The following is a 21,943-nucleotide window of genomic DNA, read 5'->3' on the forward strand; positions in this document are numbered from 1 at the left end:
AACGGCCGCCCGCGTATCCCGCGGGCGGCCCTTCTGCGTCCGCCGACCGTCACCCCCGGCCGCGGATCAGGTCACGCAACTGGGTGCCACGCCGCCGCAGACCCCACTTGGTCACCCGCACCAATGCCTCCCGCACCACGTCACCGCTCATCTTCGACACGCCGTGCTGCCGCTCCGTGAACGTGATCGGCACCTCGGCCACCCGGAAACCCGCCTCCAGCGCGCGCCACGCCAGGTCGATCTGGAAGCAGTACCCCTGCGAGGCCACCGTGCCGAGATTGACCTTCTCCAGCACCTCCCTGCGGTAGGCGCGGAACCCTCCGGTGATGTCCCGGATGCCCGCGCCCAGCGCGATCTGCGTGTAGAGGTTGGCGCCGCGGGAGAGGAACTCCCGCCGCCTGGGCCAGTTCACCACCCGCCCGCCCGGCACGTACCGGGAGCCCAGGACCAGCTCCGAGTCCCGCAGCGCGTCCAGCAGTCTGGGCAGGTCCTCGGGCGCGTGCGAGCCGTCCGCGTCCATCTCCACGATCACCGCGTAGTCGCGGTCCAACGCCCACCGGAAGCCGGCGAGGTACGCGGCGCCAAGCCCGGCCTTCTCGCTGCGGTGCAGCACGTGCACCCGGGACTCCGCGGCGGCCATCTCGTCGGCGAGCTGCCCGGTGCCGTCCGGGCTGCCGTCGTCGATCACCAGCACGTGCGCCTCGGGAAGCGCAGCGTGCAGCCGCTCCACGATCGGCCCCAGGTTGTCCCGCTCGTTGTAGGTCGGGATCGCCACCAGCACCGGGCCGAGCTCGCCGTGGCTGTCGCGCTGGTCCGCCATGCGTGTCCTCCTCGCCGGTGCGCGCCTGCCGCGCAGCCGGCCATGATCGTTCGAATGGTCAGTGGTCACCCCGGCCGTCCGGCGGCCTCCCCGACCCCTCGCCACCGGTGGTAGCCGGCGACGGGCGGGCGCGCCGGCGCCGCACCGAGGCGACCAGGGTCCAGCCCAGTGCGGCCAGGCCGAGCAGGGTCATCACCCACTCCGGTCCGGCGCCGAGCCGAGTGGCCAGCGTAGTCGTCGCCCGCAGCGGCACCCGCGCGACCAGTGCGTCCGGGGTGAACAACTCCGTCTGCTGGGTGACGGTGCCGTCCGGTGCGACGATCGCGCTGACCCCGCTGGTGGCCGCCACCAGCACGCTACGGCCGTGCTCGACCGCCCGCACCCGGGACATCGCCAGCTGCTGGTAGGTCATCTCGGTACGGCCGAAGGTGGCGTTGTTGGTGGGAATGGCCAGCAGCGTGGCACCCGAGCGAACCGAGTCACGGACGGCGCCGTCGAAGGCCACCTCGTAACAGGTGGCGATGCCCACCCGGGCCGGGCCCATGGTGAACACCTTCGCCGCCGTGCCCGGGGAGAACTGCCAGGTCACCCGATCCACCTCGGGGCTGAACACGCGGACGAACGACCGCAGCGGCATGGTCTCGCCGAACGGCTGCAGCTTGCGCTTGTCGTACTCGTCGACCGGGCCGCGCCGCGGATCCCACAGCACCGCGGCGTTGCGCAGCGTGCCGTCCGGCGGGGACACCACGGCGCCGACCGAGACCGGCGCCCCCACGTCCGCCACGGCCCGGTCGATCTCGGTGTAGGCGTCGAGGTTGCGGTACGGGTCGATGTCCGAGGAGTTCTCCGGCCAGATCACCAGATCCGGGCGGGGTACCCGGCCGGAGCGGATGTCCGCGGCAAGCTGCTCGGTGCGCCGCACGTGGTTGTCCAGCACCGCGCGGCGCTGCGCGTTGAAGTCCAGGCCCAGCCGGGGCACGTTGCCCTGGATCACCGCCACCGTCGCGATGCCCGCGTTCGCGTCGGTGCCCACCACCGGGACGGCCGCCACCCCGGCCAGCACCGGCACCAGCACCGCCAGCGCCGCGCCGACCACGGCCCGCGGCCGCCATCCGGTGCGCCACCGCAGCACCAGCGCCGCCACCCCGAACCCGGTCAACGCCACCGCGAAGCTCACCAGCGGCGTGCCACCCACCGCGGCCAGGTGCAGGTAAGCGCCCTCGGCCTGACCGAACGCCACCTTGCCCCACGGAAACCCGCCGAACGGCAGCCGCGCGCGCAACGCCTCCCCGGCCACCCACAGCAGCGCCGCCCACAGCGGCGCGCCCCCGACCGTGGACACCACCGCGATCGCCGCGCCCGCCGCCCCGGCGAACACCGCCTCCGCCGCGGCCAGCGGCAACCACGCCACCGCGCCCACGTACTCGCCGGTCCAGTGCAGCAGGGGCAGGAAGAACCCCAGTCCCATGACGAACCCGTAGCCGAATCCGGCACGCGCCCGCCGGCCGTGCAGCACCACCCCGAGCCCGGTGAACGCCAGCGGCGCCAGCCACCACAGCGGCCGCGGCGGGAAACTCAGGTAGAGCACGGCGCCGGACGCCGCCGCGAGCGCCACGCGCGCGAGCACGCCGCGCCAGCGGCGGCGCGGCGTGCCGAGGGTTTCGACCGGCGACGCCTCATCCGGCGTCGTCACCACGGGGGCAGCCACCCGGTTAGGGTACGGCCTGCGGAGTCAGCCGCCGGTCAGCCAGGCGGCCGAACAGCGCACCGGGCCCGGGATCACTCCTGGTCGAGCGGCTCGATCGGGTCGAACGCCGCCGGGACGGCTGCGCCGAGCTTCCCGTGCCGGCCGGCACGTCACCCCACGTGCTCGGGGACAGCACGGACTCCATGGCAGCAGGGAGGGTCACTCGATCGGGTCGGGGCGGGTGGGGACCACGACCGTGCCCCGGGCTCGGGTGACCACCAGCGGCGGGTCGAGCACGTCCGCCGCGGACGGGCCCCGCTCGGCCGCCGCCCGGCACACCACCCGCGCCTCGAAGTCGATCTCCCGGGACCGGTTGCCGATGCGCACCAGGGTCGCGGTCGCCTCGATCACGTCACCGGCCCGGATCGGCGCCAGGAAATCCACCGACGAGTACCCGGCGAACAGGCCCTCGTCGCCGTCTGTGCGGATACACAGCTCCGTGGCCACGTCCCCGAACAGGCCCAGCCCGTAGGCGCCCTCCACCAGGCCGCCGCCGTAGTGGGCGTGCGCGTGCGGCACGTACCGGCGGTGGGTCACCGAGAACCCCTCGACCAGCGCGGAACTCACCAGCCCTCCCCTTCCGCGAGTTTCCCCAGCGCCGTGGCCACGGTGGCTGCCGCGGCTTGACGCACGCATCAGCAAACCTCCCCGCGTCGCGCGAGCGCGTGCACCAGGTAGCTGGCCACCTCGCCCGGGGTGGTGCCCCGGCCGAAGACCCGGTCCACGCCCAGTTCCTCGGCCATCCGCGGGTCGAACCGGGGCCCGCCGGCCACCAGCAGCGGCCGCCGCTCCCCCATCGCCTCCCGGAACGCCGCCGCCATCTCCCGAGTGTTCAACAGGTGCGCGTCCCGCTGGGTAACCACCTGTGACACCAGCACCGCGTCCGCCTTCTCCGCCCGGGCCCGCCGGACCAGCTCCGGCACCGTCACCTGGGCGCCGAGGTTGATCACCCGCAGCTCGCGGTAGTACTCCAGGCCCTTCTCCCCGGCAAAACCCTTGATGTTGAGGATCGCGTCGATGCCGACGGTGTGCGCGTCGGTGCCGATGCACGCGCCCACCACCACCAGCTTGCGTCGCAGCAACCGCTTCACCTCGGCGTTCACCTCGGCGGGGCTGAGCAGCGGGAACTCCCGCTCCACCACCTCGACCTCGGCCAGGTCGACCAGGTGCGTCACCGACCCGTACACCACGAAGAAGGTGAACTCACCGCCGATCGGATGGGAGTGCACCACCATGGCCGGGTCCAGGCCCATCTTCGCGGCCAACCGCAGGGCGGCACCGTCGGCGCGGGGGCCGTGCGGCACCGGCAGGGTGAACGACATCTGCACCATGCCGTCCCCGGTGGTGTCACCGTAGGGGCGCACGTACCGCGCCGCGGCCTCGGTCATGATTCCGCCTCCAGCAGGTCGATGGCCGGGTTGCAGTAGCCGTCGGCCTTGGCCACCACACCGTCCGCGCCCTTGCCGCCGTCCTCCGGCCGCCTCATCAACCCGAAGGTGCCCTCCGCGATCGCCCGCAGCAGCCCCCGGTCGACGATCCGTTCCAGCAGGTCCACCGCCTCGCCGAGTACCTGGTGGGCGCGCTTGACGATCAACCCGTCCGGGGCCGGCCGGAAGTCCTCGCGCAGGTTGCCCGCCGCGCCGAGCACGTAGCGCACGTTCTCCAGGGCGAGGTCGCGGTCGGACAGGAACGGGGTGACCACCGCCTCGGTCATCATGCCGACCAGCAGGATGCCCTGCCCGGTCAGCGCGCCGGCCAGGTTGAAGAACCCGTCCAGCAGGTAGCCGCGGAACACATTGCCGGTCATGTGCTTCGTCGGCGGCATCCACTTCAGCGGCGCGTCCGGGAACAGCTCGCGGGCCAGCAGCGCGTGCGCCAGCTCCAGCCGGAACGAGTCCGGGATGTCCGGGTTGATCTCGAACGCATGGCCCAGCCCGAGTTGCCAGTCGGCCAGCCCGGCCTCGTGGGCGAAATGCTCGTTGAGCAGTTGCGACACGGTGACCGTGTGCGCGGCCTCCACCGCGTCCGCGGTGGTGAGGTAGTTGTCCTCACCGGTGTTGATGATGATCCCGGCGCGGGCGTGGACCTGCCGGGAGAACCGCTGGTCGACGAACGTGCGCACCGGGTTGATGTCGCGGAACAGGATCCCGTACATCGAGTCGTTGAGCATCATGTCCAGCCGCTGCAGGCCGGCCAGCACCGCGATCTCCGGCATGCACAGCCCGGACGCGTAGTTGGTCAGCCGCACGTACCGGCCGACCTCCCGGCTCACCTCGTCCAGCGCCGCCCGCATGATCCGGAAGTTCTCCTGGGTGGCGTAGGTACCGGCGAAACCGTGGTGGGTGGCGCCCTCCGGCACGTAGTCCAGCAGGGACTGGCCGGTGGAGCGGATCACCGCGATCACGTCGGCGCCGGCGCGGGCGGCGTTGCCGGCCTGCACCACGTCCTCGTCGATGTCGCCGGTAGCCACGATGAGGTAGATCCACGGCCGCTGCGGCGGATCACCCAGCTTGGCGATCAACCGGTCGCGCTGGGTCCGGTTGCGGTCCAGGGTGCGGATGCCGCGCGCGATCGCGGTGCGGGCGGTGCGGGCAGCCCTGGTCCGGTCCCTTCCGGTGGGCAGCCGGTAGCGGACTTGGCCGGCGGCGGTGGCCTCGGCCAACTCGGTCAGCGAGCCGAGGTTGTGCTCGGCCAGCGCGTGGAACACCGGCAGCGCCGCGCCGTGCTCCAGGCCGCAGTGCTCGCGCACCGTGTCCACCACCCGGTTCACCCACGGCACGTCCCCGGCGCGGTGTGCGGTGTCCGCGCCGGTGATCCCGGCCAGCCGCAGCGTGGCCCGCTCCACCGACACCGTGGTGTGCGCCCTGGCCAGGTCGATCACCGGCGCCGCCGCCCGCGCCGCCAACCGCCTGGCCTTGGCCACCAACTCCGGGTCCAGGCCCAGCAGGCTCATGTCCGCATCTACCTTTCGTCGTCCGTTTCCCGAGTCGCCCGGGACAGGATGTCGTGCCGGCGCCGCCGATAGTCATCGGCGGAAATGCGGCCCTCGGTCCGTTCACCGTCCAGCGCGCGCAGCTCGTCCTGCCAACGGACCCGCGGCTGCGGGTGCTCCACCCCGGCCGGCGGCACCGGGGCGAACGAACCCCGCCGGGGCACTGCGTGCGCCGGCCGGTCGGCGAGGCGGTCCGCCGCGAGGTTCTGCCGGGTGAGCACGACGATGCCGAACTCGGTCTGCTCCAGCTCCCGTCCCAGCTCCACCATGTTGCGGGTGCCCTTGGCGATGTCCTCGTCCGGCATGAACGGCTTCACCGCCTGGACCACCTGGCGCAGCCAGGTTCGCAGGAACAGCGCGAAGGTCCGCGCCTCGGCGCCGGGCCAGGAGATGAAGACCTTCACGCCGACTCCTCCGCGACGTCGAAGATCACCCGGCCGCGCAGCACGGTGCGCCGGCAACGTGGCAGTTCCATCCCCGGGTCCACCGGGGGCAGCCCAGGCACCCGGGAGCGGGGATCGGTGGACCATCGCTGCGCCCTGCTGTCCGGGGCCGCCGTGACCAGTTCGGCCGCATCCCACACCGCGTAGGTGGCCGGTGCGCCGGGGACGAGCGTGCCGGTCAGCCCGTCGTCCACCCCGCCGGCCCGCCAACCGCCCCGGGTGTGCGCGGTGAACGCCGCCCGCGGCGACACGCCGAAACCGTCGGTGCGGTGGTGCACCGCGGCCCGGACCGCGGCCCACGGATCCACCGGGGTCACCGGCGCGTCCGACCCGAAAGCCAGCGGCACCCCTGCCGCGGCAAGCGCGGCGAACGGGTTCAGCGACGCGCCGCGCTGGGCGCCCAACCGCCGCGCGTACATGCCGTCCCGGCCGCCCCACGCCGCGTCGAACAGCGGCTGCACCGAGGCCACCACGCCGAACCGGCCCAGCTCGGCGACCATCTCGGCGTCCACCATCTCGGCGTGCTCGACGCGGTGCCGGCAGGACGCCAGCGCGGACCCGCCGACCTGCCGCTCCGCCCGGCGCAGGCCGTCCAGCACGGCCGCCAGCGCGGCGTCGCCGATCGCGTGGAAACCGGCCTGCACCCGGGCCCGGGTGCAGGCGACGAGATGCTCGGCGATCGTGTCCGCGTCCAGGTAGAGCGCGCCGTGGTTACCGGGGTCGTCGGCGTATGGCTCGCGCAGCGCCGCGGTGCGCGAGCCCAGCGCCCCGTCAACGAACAGGTCACCGCCCACGCCGTGCGCGCCGAGTTCGCGGGCGGTGTCGACGCCGCCCAGCTCACCCCAGTACGCGATCACCTCGGGGTGGTCGCCGGCGGTGGACAGGGCGAGCAGGTCGGCGAGGTCGTCGGTGCCGGCGATCTCCGGGCCGCCGCATTCGTGCACGCAGGCCACGCCGGCGGCGGCGGCGTGCCGCAGGAACGCGAGCTGGGCGGCGCGCCGCTGGGACGGGCTGACGGCCGCCCGCGCTGACGCGCGCACCCGGTGGTGGGCGTCCCGGGTGAGCGGCCCCTCGGCGGACCACCCTTCCGCACCGGCAAGGCCCGGCGTCCGTTGCCGCAACGCCGAGGACGCCAGCGCCGAGTGCACGTCGATGCGGGAAAGATAGACGGGTACGTCGCCCGCGGCGGCGTCCAGTTCCGCCAGCGTCGGCGGCCGGCCCTCCGGCCACCATGTCTCGTCCCAGCCGTGCCCCCACAGCACCGTCGCCGGGTAGCGGGCCGCGTACCCGGCTACGGCATCCAGGCAGTCGGTCAGCGAGCGGCAACCGGTGAGGTCGAGACCGTCCAGCAGCAACCCGGCGGCGGTGGCGTGCACGTGTGCGTCGACGAAGGCTGGGGCGACGAAGGCGCCGTCCAGGTCGATCACGGTGTCCGCGTCGCCGTACAGCGCGCGCGCCGGGGTGTCCTGGCCGATCCAGGTCACCACGTCGCCGGTCACCGCCATGGCCGTCGCGTCCGCGGCGGCCGGCGAGTGGATCCGGCCGTTCACAAGCAGCGTGGTGGTGGGCATGTCCGTCACGGTTGCGGAGTCTGCCCGTGCCTGGCCTCGAACAGCGCACGAACCCCCGGCTCGGCGCGCAGCAGGTCCAGCGCGAACTCCGCATGCCCCGGCACGTAGCCGTTGCCGATCAGCATGTCCACGTCCGCGGCCAGTCCCTCGGCACCCAGCGCGGCGGCGGAGAACGAGGTGGCCATCGAGAAGAAGACCACCGTGCCGCCGTCCGCGGTGGCCAGCACCGCGCCGTGCTCGCAGCCGGGCACGTCCACGCAGACCACGGTGACGTCCACCGGGTCGCCGACGGCCTCCGCAACCGCCACCGGGTCCCGGGCGTCGGCGACCACCACCTCGTCGGTCAGGCCGGCCACGCGCACCGCGTCCGCCTCCGCGCGGCTGGGCACCAGGGCGACCAGCCGGCCGGCCCCGGCGCGGCGGGCGGCGGCCAGCGACAGCGACCCCGACTTGCCCCCGCCACCCAGCACGCACACCGCCGGTGTCGGGGCGTGGCGGCGCACCACGCGGTGGGTGAGCGCGGGCGCTCCGCACACGTCGAGCGCGGACAGCGCCAGCGGTTCCGGCAGGTCGTCGGGAAGCACCGCGGCGATCGACCGGCCGAACAGCACCGCGGTGCCCTGGCACGGCACCTGCTCGCTCGCGCCGTCCCAGCCGGCCAAGCCGTCGGTGATGGCCAGTGGGGTCAGGGTGAGGGAGACCAGGGTGGCGATCCGGTCGCCGGGGCACAGGCCGAGCGGCGACTTCGGGCCGACCTCGCGGACGGTGCCGAGCAGCATGCCGCCGGACCCGGTGACCGGATTCTGCATCTTGCCGCGCCGCCGGACGATCTCCAGCACCGCGTCACGCACGGCGGGGCCGCCCGGGTGCTGCTGCCGGAGCTGGCGGAACGACGCGGCGTCCAGGTTGAGCCGCTCCACGTCCACCAGCACCTCGTCCGGGCCGCAGACGGGCGTGGCGTCCAGGCGCGCGGCCTGCTGGGGCAGCACGCCGCGCGGCTCCAGCACCCGGTGGAGGCCGTACGGGGAACACTCCGACCGCGACGTCACACCCAACCTCCGGAATATTTACGTCATACTATGGCTCTGACAGCATATCTTTGCGCCAACGCGAGGGCGAGGAGTAGGGATGACCGTGATCGGCGAATCCGCCCCCAGCAAGCCCACCGGATCCGGCCGCCACACCACCGACCACCAGGCCCCCCAGCCGTACGCCTACCGCCGGCGGGAGCTTGTCGAACCGGACTGGCGCCGGCTTCCCGGCTGGCGCGACGTCACCGAGGCCCAGTGGCGCGACGCCCAGTGGCAGCGCGCGCACTGCGTGAAGAACGCCGGCCAGCTCCGCGCCGTGCTCGGCGACCTGCTCACCGACCGGTTCTACGCCGACCTCAACGCCGACCAGCAACACCTGGCCACAATGTCCATGCTGGTCACCCCCCAGATGCTGAACACCATGGCAGCGGAGGACAGCGTCCCCCCGGCGGCGTTCACCGACGCCTTCTACGCCAACCCGGTCCGCCGCTACATGATCCCGGTGCGTTCCGACCGCGATCCCGAATGGCCCAGCCACCCGCACGCCACCCGGGACTCGCTGCACGAGGCGGAGATGTGGGTGGTCGAGGGCCTCACCCACCGCTACCCCACCAAGGTCCTCGCCGAACTGCTGTCCACCTGCCCGCAGTACTGCGGCCACTGCACCCGCATGGACCTGGTCGGCAACTCCACCCCGCAGGTCGACAAGCTCCGGCTCGGCCTCAAACCCGTCGACCGCCAGGACCGAATGATCGACTACCTGCGGCGTACCCCCACCGTGCGGGACGTCGTCGTCTCCGGCGGCGACGTCGCCAACGTGCCCTGGCACCAACTCGAGTCGTTCCTCATGCGGCTACTGGACATCGACACCGTGCGGGACGTGCGGCTGGCCACCAAGGCGCTCGCCGGCCTCCCCCAGCACTGGCTGCAACCCCGCGTCGTCGAGGGCCTGGAACGCGTCGCCCGCACCGCCGCACGCCGCGGCGTCAACCTGGCCATCCACACCCACATCAACCACGCCCGCTCAGTCACCCCGCTGGTCGCCGAGGCCGCCCGCACCGCACTCGAGGTCGGCGTCCGCGACGTGCGCAACCAGGGCGTGCTGCTGCGCGGCGTCAACGCCACCCCGACCGACCTGCTCGACCTGTGCTTCGCCCTGCAGGGCGAGGCGAACATCCTGCCCTACTACTTCTACCTCTGCGACATGATCCCCAACGCCGAGCACTGGCGGGTCGCCGTCTGGGAAGCCCAGGACCTGCAGCACGCGATCATGGGCTACCTGCCCGGCTACGCCACCCCGCGCATCGTCTGCGACGTCCCCTACGTCGGCAAGCGCTGGGTGCACCAGGTCGCCGAGTACGACCAGGAACGCGGAATCTCCTACTGGACCAAGAACTACCGCACCGGCATCGAACTGGACGACCCGGACGCGCTCACCCGCCGCTACCCCTACTACGACCCCATCGCCACCCTCCCGGCATCCGGCCAACGCTGGTGGGCCGAGCGGCGCGGCTGACCTCCCGCCCCACCTTCGGGTCGGCCGGACCACACCGGCCGGCCGACATCCAGCCACGCCCCGGGACCGGCCATACACTCGATCTCGATGCGGGCACCCCGACCACGAACCCTGATCCTCCTCGCGGCACTGCCTCTGCTCATCCTGTTCCTGGTCACGACGGACCACCCCTTTCCGCCGCAACCGGGACCGGCACCGGAGGCACCGCGAGTGATCGTCGCGCTCGGTGACAGCACGATGTCCGGCGAGGGCGCCGGCAACTACGAACCCGGCACCCGCGGGGAGAACGGGGACTGGTGCCACCGGTCCATGGTGGCCGAGATCCACGAGACCGCGCTGCCCGGCATCACCAGAACCATCAACCTCGCCTGCTCCGGGGCCACCGCGGAGGACGTCGCCCTCGGCAGCAGGCTGCACAACACCGAGGGATCCCAGTCCCGCCAACTCGCCGCCGTCGCCAAGCAGTACCACGTCAGCGCCGTGGTGGTGGCCGTGGGCGCCAACGACGATCCGCGCTTCGCCGACACCCTGAACCAGTGCCTCCAGGCGTCCCTGCACAGCAACGCCCCCGACTGCAGCACCCAACTGGTCGCCGACTGGCCGCAGCGCGTCAGCCGGATGATCCCCAAGGTCGTCCATGCCCTCCGCGACGTGCGCACCACCATGGACAAGGCCGGCTACCCGGACGGCAGCTACTCCCTGGTCCTGCAGGGCTACGCAACCCCCGTCGGGCCCGACGTGTACCCGGGACTGCAGAGCCTGGCCGGCTGCCCGTTCCGCACCCCCGACCTGGTCTGGATGCGCAACACCGCCGTCGTGCAACTCAACGCCGGCCTGCGGCAGGCAGCCGAGCAGGCCGGCGCCCGCTTCCTGGACCTCTCCCGCGCCGGCATCGGGCACGAAGCCTGCTCCGGCGGCAACAACTTCGCCGCCGAATGGTTCACCCGGCTGACCATCGACTGGTTGCTGTTCCAGGACAACCAGAACTACGGCCACTCCACCCAGGAATCCTTCCACCCCAACGACCGCGGCCACGCCCAGATCGGCCACTGCCTCAGCGAGTTCCTCGCCGCCAGGGACACCGTCGGAGCCTGCCTCCCCGGTGCCGACGGCACCCTGCACCTGGTCAGCCCAGCCTCCTGAGCCCGCCACCGACACGGCCGCCGCCTACTCTCGACCGCGTGGAGACCGTCCACTCGCCGACGTCGCCGCGGTAGTCGCCGAACCGAGCCGCGCCACGATGTGCCTCGCCCTCATCGACGGCCGCGCCTGGACCGTCGGCGAACTCGCCCGCACCGCCGGCATCGCACCGTCGACCGCCAGCGAGCACGTCGCCCGACTCCGCGACGCCGGATTGGTCGAACTCGTCCGGCAGGGACGCCACCACTACGCCCGCATCGCCGACCACACCGTCGCCGAACTGGTGGAGCGGCTCGCCGCGCACGCGAAGAAGAGCACGCCCCGCAGCTGCGCGCATCCATCCGCGCCCGCCGGCTCGCCTACGCCCGAACCTGCTACGACCACCTCGCCGGAGCACTCGGCGTGGCCATCCGTGACGGCATGATCGCCACCGGCCTGTTCGACACCAGCGGTGGCCTCGCACTCACCGACGCCGGCGGCCACGCCCTCGCCGGCCTCGGCGTCGACCTGGACGCCATCACGCCGCGCGTCCCGCCTGCCTGAGCGGAGCCTCCTCTCGTGGCGTATGTGTGCTGCTTGTGCGTTGGCGAGTTGGCCTTTGGTTTGCTTGTTTTCAGTCTAAACTGAAATAATCGAAAATATAAAGAAGTCTTCGCGAGCGTGCGGACCTTCAGCCGGCGGGTCCGAGCGGAGACCGGGCTCACCCCCGGCGCCTGGCTGATCCAGCAGCGGCTCACCCACGCCAGGCACCTGCTGGAAACCACCGACCTGCCGGTCGACCAGGTCGCCCGGAGCGCCGGGCTGGGCAGTGCCGCGTCCCTGCGCCAGCACCTGCGGGCCACCCTGGGCGTGGCACCGCTCGCCTACCGCCGGACCTTCCGCGCAAGCTCAACGGCCCCGCAGCCGTCCGCGCGGCGTCACACGGCGGGCGGGCGATCCTCGAACGGCGTGGACAGCACCACCGTGGTCCGGGTGGACACGTTCGCCGCCTCGCGCACCTGGCGCAACAGTTCCTCCAGCGCGGCCGGAGACGCCACCCGGACCCGCAGGATGTACGACTCGTCGCCGGCCACCGAGTAACACGCCTCGATCTGCGGGATGTGCTCCAACCGCCGGGGGTAGTCGTCCGGAGCGGCCGGGTCGATCGGCGTCAGCGAGATGAACGCGGTGAGCGGCAGCCCGATCTGGTCGCCGTCCAGGCGTGCCGCGTACCCGCGGACCACGCCGCGCTGCTCCAGCCGCCGCACCCGCTGGTGCACCGCGGAGACGCTCAGCCCCACCCGCTCGGCCAGATCGGTGAAGCTCAGGCGGCCGTCCCCGGCCAACTCCCGCACGATCGCGCGGTCGATCGGTTCCAGATCGCTCACCCTGCCACCTTGTTCCCGCCCCAGGTCCGGCGTCTCACGCCGGCAGTACCGCCAGCTCGTGCGGGCGGTTGTTCAGCCGCCGCACCCCGTCCTCGGTGACCACCACGATGTCCTCGATCCGTGCCCCCCACCGGCCCGGCAGGTAGATCCCCGGCTCCACGCTGAACGCCATACCCGGCCGCAGCTCGAGGTCGCTGCCGCCGCCGATGTAGGGCTCCTCGTGCACGTCCAAGCCGATGCCGTGCCCGGTGCGGTGGATGAAGTAATCGCCGAAGCCGGCCGCGGTGATCCGATCCCGGGCAGCCGCGTCCACCTCCCCCGCGGTCACCCCGGGGCGAACCGCTTCCACCGCGGCGCGCTGCGCCTCCTGCAGCACCGCGTATGTGTCGGCCACGTCCGGCTGCGCCGGCTGACCCAGCACGTAGGTGCGGGTGCAGTCGGAGTTGTAGCCCTCCGCGACCGGGCCGCCGATGTCCACCACCACCACGTCGCCGGGCTCGATCACCCGGTCGCCCAGCGCGTGGTGCGGGCTCGCCCCGTTCGGGCCCGAGCCGACGATCACGAACGCCGCCTCGGTGTGGCCCTCCGCCACGATGGCCGCCGCGATGTCCGCGCCGACCTCGGCCTCGGTGCGGCCGACCCGCAGCCACTCCCCCATCCGCGCGTGCACGCGGTCGATGGCCGCGCCCGCCCTGGCCAGCGCGTCGATCTCGGTGGCGTCCTTGAGCATGCGCAGCTCGCGCAGCACCGGCCCGGCGAGCACCTGCTCCACCTCCGGCCGCGCGTCCCGCAGCCGCAGCGCGTGCAACGCGGGCATCACGTCCGCCACCGCGACCCGCCTGCGTGCGTTCCCCAGCAGGTTGGTGACCAGCCGATACGGGTCCTCCCCGTCGACCCACGCGGCCACCTCCACGCCGAGGTCGGCGGTGGGCACGGCGGCGTAGCCGGGCTGCTCCAGCTTGGGTACCACCAGCACCGGCGTGCCTTCGGCGGGCAGCACCAGGCAGGTCAACCGCTCGAACGACTCGCCGGGCACGCCCAGCAGGTAGCGCAGGTCCGAGCCAGGCGTGACCAGCAACGCGTCCACCTCGGCCGCCGTGGCGGCGGAGGCGGCCCGCGCCAGCCGGGCACGGAGGGCAGGCACGTCCCATGCGGTGGTCGTCGACATGCCGCCGAGCCTAGTCGGCGGCCCGCGCCGGCCGCGCCGCCCGGCCCACCGAGCCGGCCCCGGCTCGCCGCCCGGGGCGCCCTCCTGACAGGCTGAGCCGGTGCGTGCGCCTCTCGTCCTGCTCGACGCGGCCAGCCTGTGGTTCCGCGCCTTCTACGCCGTGCCCGAATCGCTCACCTCCCGGGACGGCGTGCCGGTCAACGCGGTACGCGGGTTCGCCGACACGTTGGCCCGGGTGCTCACCGAGCGACGCCCCGGCCGGCTGGTCGCCTGCCTGGACGCCGACTGGCGGCCGGCCTTCCGGGTGGCCGCGCTGCCCTCCTACAAGGCGCACCGGGTGGCCGACGAGGTCGAGGGCGCCGAGGAGGTGCCCGACACGCTCACCCCGCAGCTCCCGGTCATCCTGGACCTGCTGGACGCGGTCGGCCTGGCCACCGCCGAGGCACCGGGCTACGAGGCCGACGACGTGATCGGCGCGCTGGTCGCCCGCGAGAGCACCGACCCAGTGGAGGTGGTCACCGGCGACCGCGACCTATTCCAGGTGGTCCGGGACGAACCCACCCCGGTACGGGTGGTGTACGTGGGGCGGGGCTGGGCCAAGGCCGAGGTGGTCGGGCCGGCCGAGGTCGCCGCCCGCTACGCGCTGCCGCCGGAGGGCGCCGGCCCCGCCTACGCCGACATGGCCGTGCTGCGCGGTGACCCGTCCGACGGCCTGCCGGGCGTGCCCGGCATCGGCGAGAAGACCGCGGCGAAACTGATCACCGAGTTCGGGTCGCTGACCGCGCTGCTCGCCGCGGCCACCAACCCGGAGGACACTCGGCTGCCCGCCCGGGTTCGTGCCCGGCTGACCGCGGCAGCGGACTACCTGGCGGCGGCGCCGGCCGTGGTCCGCGTGGTCACCGACGCGCCGGTCAGCGTGGACCGCGCCGACGCGGTGCCGGCCGTGCCCACCGACCCGGAGCGGGTCGCCGGGCTACGCGACCGGTGGGCCCTCGGCGGGCCGGTGGACCGGCTGCTCGCCGCGCTGGCGAGCGCCGAGCGGCCGGCCCAGGCGTAGCGGCCGCCGCAGCACCACCGCGGCGGGACCGAGCGAACGTGACGGCGGCGGATCAGCCCTGTGGCCGGCCGACCTCGTACTCGCCGGCGTCGGTTTTCACCGTGATGGTGACCTTCTGCGGCTTGCCGTTGACCTCCACGGTGCAGGTGAACGTGGCGCCCTGCTTCACCTCCTGGTCGGACGGGCAGGTCACCGCGCCGACACCGGTGATCCCGTAGCCGTTCGTCCCGCTGGTCAGGATGCGCTTGACACCATCCTGCACGGCCACGTTGTCGAACACCCGCTTGAGGAAGAAACCCGGGGTCACGAAGCCGAGCACGCCGACCACCGCGAGCACGACGACGAGCACGCCCAGCAGGATCCACGGCAGCGGCGAGCGCTTCCGGTCGGCCTGCGGCGGCGTCCCCGGATAACCCGGCTGCTGGCCGTAGCCGGGGTACGGCTGGCCGGCCGGCGGGTAGCCCGGCTGCTGGCCATACCCGTATGGGACCTGCTGGCCGGGATAGCCGCCGTAACCCTGGGACGGGTCCGGCTGGCCGTAGCCCTGCCCGTAGCCGGGTTGGCCGGGCTGCGGGTAGCCGGGTTGCCCGTAACCGGGCTGCCCCGTGCCATCCTGCGCCGGGAAACCGCCGGACGGAGTACCGGGATACCCGGAGCCGTAGGGCTGCTGACCCCACTGCTGCGGGTCGTTCCCTCCGTACGGGCTGGTCATCGTCTTCCTCCGGGGCCGGTCGAGATCCACTCCGCGCGGTGGACACCCGCACGCATCAACCATCCGGCGCGATCAAACCACAGGCGGCCGCAGGAAACCCAATCCGCCGGGAACTCTTTGCCAGAACGTGTTCCGGCGCCGATGTGCGGTTCGGCGGTCATGCGGTGCCCATCGCCACCACGCCGCGGCGCAGCGACCGGGCGGCCCGCCGTGCCGTCTCCCCCACCGGGTCGGCGCCGCCGACCACGTCGTGCAACTGGTCGAGCAGGTCGATCACCTGGCGGCACCAGCGGACGAAGTCGCCGGCGGACAGCTCCTGGCCGGCCGCCTCAGCGGCGGTGAGCACCTGCTCCAGCGACTCGCCCCGCGCCCAGCGATACACCGGCCAGGCGAACCCGGGGTCCGGCTCGCGGGTGCGGTCCAGGCGGTGCCGCCGCTCGTCGTCCTCCAGCTCCGCCCACAGTTGGGCCATGGTCATCAGCGCCTCGCTGATCGGGCCGGACGGGATGCGGGTGTCCCCCGGCGTGTCCCGCCGTGACTCGTACACCAGCGCGGACACCACCGCGGCCAGCTCGGCCGGCCCGAGGCCGCGCCACACGTCGCGGCGCAGGCACTCCGCGGCCAGCAGGTCGGACTCGCTGTACAGCCGCGCCAGCCGGCGGCCGTGCGCGGTGACCCGCTCCTCCCCCGCCGCGTCCGCCTCCAGGTAGCCGCGTTCCCGCAGCAGCCAGCGGATCCGGTCGAAGGCGCGGGCCAGCGAGTGCGTCGTGCCCGCGACCCGCCGCTCCAGCTGCTCGTTCTCCGCCTCCAGCCGGTAGTACCGCTCCGCCCAGCGGGCGTGCACCTCGCGGTCGGAGCAGCCGTGGCAGGGGTGGGCACGGAGCGCACGGCGCAGCGACGCCAGTTCGGTGTCCTCCTCCGGGGCGGACCGGCGCCGGCCGCGCGGCGGGGCGCTGATGCCGGTGTTGCGCAGGCTGGACGCCAGGTCACGGCGCACCCGGGGCGAGCGGTGGTCGACGTGCTTGGGCAGCCGCATCCGGCCCAGCGTCTCCACCGGCGTGGGAAAGTCGGTCACCGACAGCGACCCGGCCCAGCGGTCCTCGGTGAGCACGAACGGCCGGGGCTCCCCCAGCGAGTCCAGCCCGGGGTCGAGCACCACGGCCAGCCCGGACCGGCGGCCGGCGGGCACGGCGATCACGTCGCCGCGGCGCAGCCGCTCCAGAGAGGCCGCCGCCCGCGCCCGCCGCGCGGCGGTGTTCTGCCTGGCCAGCGCCTTCTCCCGGTCGTTGATCCTGCGGCGCAGGGCCGCGTACTCGGCGAAGTTCCCGAGGTGGCAGGTCATCGACTCGGCGTAGCCGGCGAGGGCCTCCCGGTTGCGTTCGATCCGCCGGGCCAGGCCGACCACCGAGCGGTCGGCCTGGAACTGGGCGAAGGACTGTTCCAGCAGTTCCCTGGCGTCCGCCGCGCCGAGCCGCTGCACGAGGTTGACGGCCATGTTGTAGCCGGGCCGGAACGAGGAGCGCAGCGGGTAGGTGCGGGTGGACGCCAGGCCGGCGACCTGCTTCGGGTCGACGCCCGGCTGCCAGAGCACCACCGCGTGCCCCTCGACATCGATGCCCCGCCGGCCGGCGCGCCCGGTGAGCTGCGTGTACTCCCCCGGCGTCAGGTCGACGTGGGCCTCGCCGTTGAACTTGACCAGGCGCTCCAGTACCACCGTGCGGGCCGGCATGTTGATGCCCAGGGCCAGGGTCTCGGTGGCGAACACCACCTTCACCAGGCCGCGCACGAACAACTCCTCCACGGTCTCCTTGAACGCCGGCAGCAGGCCGGCGTGGTGGCTGGCCACGCCCCGCTCCAGGGCGTCCCGCCACTCCCAGTAACCGAGCACGGCGAGGTCCGCCTCGGGCAGGTCGGCGGTGCGCAGGTCGATGATCCGCCGCGCCTCGTCGATCTCCGCAGGGCCGTTCAGCCGCAGCCCGGCCCGCATGCACTGGTCAACCGCGGCGTCACAGCCTGCCCGGCTGAACACGAACACGATGCCGGGCAGCAGCCCGGACCGGTCCAGCCGCTCCACCACGTCGGGCCGCGACGGCGGCCGGAACCGCACGCCGCGCGGCACGCCCGGTGACCTGCGGCCTCCGGTGCGGGCCCGGCCGAACGGCACGTGGTGCCGGCTCAGCTCCTCGGTGCGGCGCAGAAGCTGCGGGTTGATGCGGAGTTGCCCGTCCTTCGCCTCACCGGCGAACAGGTCCATCAGCCGGCGGTCGACCATCATGTGTTGCCACAGCGGCACTGGCCGGTGCTCGTCTACGACGACCGTGGTGTCCCCGCGCACCTCGACCAGCCAGTCGCCGAACTCCTCGGCGTTGCTGACCGTCGCGGACAGCCCGATCAACCGGACGTCGTCGGGCAGGTGGAGGATCACCTCCTCCCACACCGCCCCGCGGAACCGGTCGGCCAGGTAGTGGATCTCGTCCATCACCACGTAGCCGAGACCGTCCAGAGTGGACGATCCGGCGTACAGCATGTTGCGCAGCACCTCGGTGGTCATCACCACGACGGGTGCGTCCCCGTTCACCGAGGTGTCCCCGGTCAGCAGGCCGACGGTGTCCTCGTCGTAGCGGGCGACGAGATCCGCGTACTTCTGGTTGGACAGCGCCTTGATCGGCGTCGTGTAGAAGCACTTCTGCCCCTCGGCGAGGGCCAGGTGCACGGCGAACTCCCCGACCACCGTCTTGCCGGCCCCGGTCGGCGCGCACACCAGCACCCCGTGACCATCCTCCACCGCCTCGCACGCGGTGCGCTGGAACGGGTCGAGTTCGAAGGAGAGCATCGAGGTGAACCCGGCCAGTTTCGGCCACGAGGCGCGCCTGCGCGCAGCGGCGTACGCCTCGGCAGGGGACCGCGAAGGGCTGGCAGCCACGCGTCCAGGTTTTCACATCACCGGCGATCGTGTGGCGGAGACCGGCGTGATCTTCGTGGCCCTGGTTTCTTTCCCGGTGGTGCCAGGTGGGTCGTGGGTCGAGGAATTTTCAATTTACACTGAAACTATAGAAAATTTCGGGAAGGAGGATGGCGGCGGGCCGCGGCGAGTGGCGCGCTCGAACTAGGCGGGGGTGACCACGGTCAACGCGGCGGGCACGCACTCCACGGTGATCGGCAGCACCGTCTGCCGCTCCCCGTCGGCGTAGGCGATCCAGTCGTTGTCGCCGCCCAGCAGCACCCGCCGGGCGCGCAGCGTGGTCACCGCGGGGTGCTCCACATGCCGGCCGGTGCGCAGCGTGGGCAGCATGCGCACCAGCTCCCGGCGGCTCATCTCCCGCACCACGGTCACGTCCAGGTACCCGTCGGCGGTCTCGGCGTCCGGGCAGATTGGGATGCCCCCGCCGTAGCTGGTCGTGTTGCCCACCGCGACCAGGGTGGCCTCCAGCTCTGCCTTCCCCTCGTCGGTGCCGAGCACCAGCGGCTGCGGCCGCAGCCGGGCAAGCTCGCGCACGATCGCGATGTCGTAGCGGCGCGGCCCGCGCGGCCAGGACATCGCGTTCGCCCGCTCGTTGACCGCCGAGTCGAAGCCCGCGCACAGCACCGTGCCGAACCAGGTCGCCCGGGAGATCCTGCCGAGGTCCACGCGGCGGCGCCGGCCGTCGCGCAGCGCGCCGACCACGCTGGACAGGGCGGCCATCGGGTCGGCGGGCAGGCCGAGCGCGGCGGCGAAGTCGTTGCCGGTGCCGGCGGGCACCACGGCGAGGGCGGTGTCGCTGCCCGCGCACGCCTGCAGGGCGTGGTGCACGCCGCCGTCACCGCCGAGCACGACCAGCACGTCCACGCCGTCCCGCACCGCGGCCGCGGCCAGTTCCGCGGTGCCCTTCGCACTGTCCGCCACCAGCGGATCGAGCTTGCCGACCGCGCCACGCAACGCCTCGGCGGCGGTGCCGGCCATACGAGCGGCCCGGCCGAGCCCCGAGGCCGGGCACACCAGCAGCGCGGCGCGTGCGCAGGACGTGGTCACGTGGCGTCGTCGTAACGGACCTGGGACGGCTCGTCCGGCGAACCGGGCGCGACCGGTTCCGGACGCAGATCAAGGGGGGAGGCCTCGTCGTCGCTGATGCCGTCCCAGCCCTCCTCGACCCGCCGCCGAGCCACCCTGCGGTCGTGCAGCCGGGTGATCTGGACAGCGATCTCGAACAGCAGGGTCAACGCGCCGGCCAGGGCCAGCATGGAGATCGGGTCCTGGCCGGGAGTGGCGATGGCGGCGAACACGAACAGCCCGAAGATCAGGCCCCGGCGCCACCGGCGCAGCTTGTCGTAGGACAGCACGCCGGCCAGGTTGAGCATGACCACCAGCAGGGGCAGCTCGAAGCTCACCCCGAAGATGATCAGCATGGCCAGCACGAAGGAGATGTACTTGTCCGCGGCCAGCGCGGTGATGAACTGGTTGCCGCCGAAGCTGACCAGCACCCGCAGGCCCTCCGGCACCACGAAGAACGCAAGCACCGCGCCGGCGGCGAACAGCACCACCGCGCAGCTGACGAAGGACAGCGCGTACTTGCGCTCCCTCGCGTACAGGCCGGGGGTGATGAACGCCCAGATCTGGTACAGCCATGCCGGACTGGTGAACACCGCTCCCACCGCGGCGCCCACCTTGAGCTGGGTCAGGAACGCCTCGAACGGCTGGGTCTGCAGCAACCGGCAGCCGTGCCCGGTATCCAGCCTGACACTGGCCGGCAGCCGGCAGTACGGGCCGGTGACGATGTCGCCGAGCGACGGGATCGGACCGACGCCCCTGCCGAACCACAGGAAGCCGAGCAGCGCACCGACGCCGAGCGCGACGAGTGCCATGGCCAGCCGGTGGCGCAGCTCGTAGATGTGCTCGATGAGCGTCATGGTGCCGTCGGGATTGTTCCGGCGGTCCCAACGGCGCCAGCGGCGACGGCGGCCCCGACGGCCGTTCGCCTCGCCGCGGAACTGTTCTTCCGCCACCGCGCGAACCGCCCTTCTCAGTGCTCGGCCTGGTGGGCGAGCCCGCCCACCGGGGAATGGACGACGGGAACCGGCAGCCCGGTTGCGGCGCTACTGGCCACGACGCTCCTCCGCCCTGTCCTGCTCCGTGATGGTACGCGGGAGGAGGGCACGGTGGGCACCGCCGGGCCACCGCTCGCGGACGGCCACTCGCAGCGCGGCACGGCGGGCCCGCAGCAACCCCACTCCGTGATCGAGGTGGCCGCGGAACCGCTTCCTGGCCGCGGCGAACCGCCGCGCCGCCCGGGACACCCGGAGGGCGAGCAGGCCCGACACGACCACCGCGAGAACGGCCAGCAGCAGGCTCGGCAGGTACGGCACGCCGGACACGGTAACCCGATCACCGGGCGGCCAGATGATCCGCCCGGCGCAGCGCCTCCACCGCCTGGGCGTGCACCTGCTCCGCCAGCTCGGCGGGTTCCTCGACGACCACCTCACCGCCCAGGCCGAGCAGCAGCCGCACCATCCAGGAGCTGTCCGCGTAGCGCATGCGGATCCGCAGCCGGCCGCCGGGTAGCTCGGTGGCCTCCTCGACCGGGTAGTACTCGGCGACCCACCGCACGTCCGGGGCGAGCACCAGTTGGGCGGTCCGCTGGCCGGGCGCGGGTCGGAACAGGCCCTCGGAGACGTCGGTGGGCTCCGCCCCCGGCGGTGGCGCGGCGGGCTCGTCGAGCACCCGCACGTCGTCCACCCGGTCCAGGCGGAACAGCCGCACACCCTCGGCGCTGCGGCACCACGCCTCGAGGTAGCTGCGGCCCTCGACCAGCAGCAGCCGCATCGGGTCGACGGTGCGGTCGGTGATCTCGTCCCGGGAGGCGGTGTAGTAGCGGATGTGCAGCGCCCGGCCGTGGGCCAGCGCGTCCCGTGCGGCCTCCCGGACCCGCGCGGTGGCCTCGCTGTCCCGCACGGACAGGCCGACCACGACGCCGGCGGGCTGAGCCTGCCCGACGGCGGCCTCCACCTTGGCCAGCGCCCGCTGCACCGCGGCGGTGTCGGTCACGCCCGGGGTGTCCGCCAGTGCGCGCAGCGCGACCAGCAGGGCGGTCGCCTCGGCGGCGGTCAGCCGCAGCGGGCGGCGCATGCCGGCGTCAAAGGTGACGGTGACCGTGTCGCCCTCGAAGGAAAGGTCGATCAGGTCGCCCGGCCCGTACCCCGGCAGGCCGCACATCCACAGCAGTTCCAGGTCCTTGCGCAGCTGCGCGGGGCTGACACCGAAGTCGGCCGCCGCCTCCTCGATCGGGATGCCCGGGCGGGCCAGCAGGTACGGCACCAGCGCCAGCAGCCGGGGCAACCGGTCCGTGGGCCGGCTCATCGCCGCTCTCCCTGTCCGCGAGTCTGCGCGACCACGATCACCGAGCCT

20 protein-coding genes and 2 pseudogenes are annotated in these 21,943 nt (G+C 73.2%); 6 read left to right on the plus strand and 16 right to left on the minus strand.

The features are described 5' to 3' along the window. Nucleotides 1-49 precede the first annotated feature (49 nt). From FFT21_RS00925 to kdd, 8 genes are all read right to left on the minus strand, one after another. Entirely contained in the window at nt 50-820 is a 771-nt protein-coding gene (locus tag FFT21_RS00925; RefSeq protein ID WP_137811771.1) for a polyprenol monophosphomannose synthase, read from the minus strand. A gap of 58 nt (nt 821-878) precedes the next feature. Next, on the minus strand, nt 879-2,528 hold the full coding sequence (gene lnt, locus FFT21_RS00930) for an apolipoprotein N-acyltransferase (protein ID WP_225978003.1): 1,650 nt from the start codon (nt 2,526-2,528) through the stop codon (nt 879-881). Between the two features lie 198 nt (nt 2,529-2,726). Further along, nucleotides 2,727-3,134 (minus strand): 3-aminobutyryl-CoA ammonia lyase, encoded by a 408-nt coding sequence (gene kal / locus FFT21_RS00935; RefSeq protein WP_225978004.1) that lies wholly within the window; start codon nt 3,132-3,134, stop codon nt 2,727-2,729. A 68-nt stretch (nt 3,135-3,202) separates the two neighbouring features. After that, the gene (gene kamE, locus FFT21_RS00940) at nt 3,203-3,955 is read right to left on the minus strand and encodes a lysine 5,6-aminomutase subunit beta (protein WP_137811773.1); all 753 of its coding nucleotides are present in this window, start codon (nt 3,953-3,955) and stop codon (nt 3,203-3,205) included. Continuing rightward, entirely contained in the window at nt 3,952-5,520 is a 1,569-nt protein-coding gene (kamD, locus tag FFT21_RS00945; RefSeq protein ID WP_137811774.1) for a lysine 5,6-aminomutase subunit alpha, read from the minus strand. Before kamD ends, kamE begins: the two co-directional genes overlap by 4 nt. 8 nt (nt 5,521-5,528) lie before the next feature. Then, nucleotides 5,529-5,963, minus strand: a complete 435-nt coding sequence (locus tag FFT21_RS00950) for a TIR domain-containing protein (RefSeq protein WP_137811775.1) — start codon at nt 5,961-5,963, stop codon at nt 5,529-5,531. Further along, nucleotides 5,960-7,573 (minus strand): amidohydrolase, encoded by a 1,614-nt coding sequence (locus FFT21_RS00955; protein ID WP_137811964.1) that lies wholly within the window; start codon nt 7,571-7,573, stop codon nt 5,960-5,962. Before FFT21_RS00955 ends, FFT21_RS00950 begins: the two co-directional genes overlap by 4 nt. A gap of 5 nt (nt 7,574-7,578) precedes the next feature. Further along, nucleotides 7,579-8,622 (minus strand): L-erythro-3,5-diaminohexanoate dehydrogenase, encoded by a 1,044-nt coding sequence (gene kdd, locus FFT21_RS00960; RefSeq protein ID WP_137811776.1) that lies wholly within the window; start codon nt 8,620-8,622, stop codon nt 7,579-7,581. A gap of 79 nt (nt 8,623-8,701) precedes the next feature. Between kdd and FFT21_RS00965 the strand changes: the two genes are divergently transcribed. The 4 genes and pseudogenes from FFT21_RS00965 to FFT21_RS00980 form a co-directional block, all read left to right on the plus strand. Next, nucleotides 8,702-10,120, plus strand: a complete 1,419-nt coding sequence (locus FFT21_RS00965; protein WP_192909324.1) for a KamA family radical SAM protein — start codon at nt 8,702-8,704, stop codon at nt 10,118-10,120. Between the two features lie 87 nt (nt 10,121-10,207). After that, nucleotides 10,208-11,263 carry a GDSL-type esterase/lipase family protein gene (locus tag FFT21_RS00970; RefSeq protein ID WP_137811777.1) on the plus strand — a complete coding sequence of 352 codons (1,056 nt, stop codon included), beginning with the start codon at nt 10,208-10,210 and terminating at the stop codon, nt 11,261-11,263. Nucleotides 11,264-11,360: 97 nt separating this feature from the next. Continuing rightward, nucleotides 11,361-11,776: pseudogene (locus FFT21_RS00975) on the plus strand (ArsR/SmtB family transcription factor); the annotation flags it as partial. A gap of 141 nt (nt 11,777-11,917) precedes the next feature. After that, nucleotides 11,918-12,148, plus strand: a pseudogene (locus tag FFT21_RS00980) (helix-turn-helix domain-containing protein); the annotation flags it as partial. A 29-nt stretch (nt 12,149-12,177) separates the two neighbouring features. Here the strand turns inward: FFT21_RS00980 and FFT21_RS00985 are convergent. Next, on the minus strand, nt 12,178-12,627 hold the full coding sequence (locus FFT21_RS00985; protein ID WP_192909325.1) for an Lrp/AsnC family transcriptional regulator: 450 nt from the start codon (nt 12,625-12,627) through the stop codon (nt 12,178-12,180). Between the two features lie 34 nt (nt 12,628-12,661). Then, complete coding sequence (locus FFT21_RS00990) at nt 12,662-13,795, minus strand: M24 family metallopeptidase (RefSeq protein ID WP_137811778.1); 1,134 nt, start codon at nt 13,793-13,795, stop codon at nt 12,662-12,664. 100 nt (nt 13,796-13,895) lie between these two features. Here FFT21_RS00990 and FFT21_RS00995 point away from each other — a divergent pair, with 100 nt between their 5' ends. Continuing rightward, complete coding sequence (locus FFT21_RS00995) at nt 13,896-14,852, plus strand: 5'-3' exonuclease (protein WP_137811779.1); 957 nt, start codon at nt 13,896-13,898, stop codon at nt 14,850-14,852. Between the two features lie 52 nt (nt 14,853-14,904). Here the strand turns inward: FFT21_RS00995 and FFT21_RS01000 are convergent, their stop codons facing one another. Both FFT21_RS01000 and FFT21_RS01005 read right to left on the minus strand, forming a co-directional pair. Beyond that, entirely contained in the window at nt 14,905-15,564 is a 660-nt protein-coding gene (locus tag FFT21_RS01000) for a DUF4333 domain-containing protein (RefSeq protein WP_137811780.1), read from the minus strand. Nucleotides 15,565-15,721: 157 nt separating this feature from the next. Beyond that, nucleotides 15,722-18,487, minus strand: coding sequence for a DEAD/DEAH box helicase (locus FFT21_RS01005; protein WP_137811781.1), 2,766 nt, complete (start codon nt 18,485-18,487; stop codon nt 15,722-15,724). Between FFT21_RS01005 and FFT21_RS29050 the strand changes: the two genes are divergently transcribed. Continuing rightward, nucleotides 18,402-18,674 carry a hypothetical protein gene (locus FFT21_RS29050; RefSeq protein WP_192909349.1) on the plus strand — a complete coding sequence of 91 codons (273 nt, stop codon included), beginning with the start codon at nt 18,402-18,404 and terminating at the stop codon, nt 18,672-18,674. The genes FFT21_RS01005 and FFT21_RS29050 overlap by 86 nt on opposite strands. Here the strand turns inward: FFT21_RS29050 and FFT21_RS01010 are convergent. From FFT21_RS01010 to FFT21_RS01025, 4 genes are all read right to left on the minus strand, one after another. Next, the gene (locus tag FFT21_RS01010; protein WP_137811782.1) at nt 18,671-19,573 is read right to left on the minus strand and encodes a diacylglycerol/lipid kinase family protein; all 903 of its coding nucleotides are present in this window, start codon (nt 19,571-19,573) and stop codon (nt 18,671-18,673) included. The two genes, FFT21_RS29050 and FFT21_RS01010, sit on opposite strands and share 4 nt — an antisense overlap. Continuing rightward, entirely contained in the window at nt 19,570-20,448 is an 879-nt protein-coding gene (gene tatC / locus FFT21_RS01015) for a twin-arginine translocase subunit TatC (RefSeq protein WP_137811783.1), read from the minus strand. The genes FFT21_RS01010 and tatC overlap by 4 nt, the downstream gene beginning before the upstream one ends. A 186-nt stretch (nt 20,449-20,634) precedes the next feature. Beyond that, nucleotides 20,635-20,904: a bacteriophage holin gene (locus FFT21_RS01020; protein ID WP_137811784.1), complete on the minus strand. Its 270-nt coding sequence runs from the start codon at nt 20,902-20,904 to the stop codon at nt 20,635-20,637. 19 nt (nt 20,905-20,923) lie between these two features. Beyond that, nucleotides 20,924-21,895 (minus strand): helix-turn-helix transcriptional regulator, encoded by a 972-nt coding sequence (locus tag FFT21_RS01025; protein WP_137811785.1) that lies wholly within the window; start codon nt 21,893-21,895, stop codon nt 20,924-20,926. Between the last annotated feature and the right edge of the window lie 48 nt (nt 21,896-21,943).

The sequence above is a fragment of the Gandjariella thermophila genome (assembly GCF_005405885.1).
Classification (GTDB): domain Bacteria; phylum Actinomycetota; class Actinomycetes; order Mycobacteriales; family Pseudonocardiaceae; genus Gandjariella; species Gandjariella thermophila.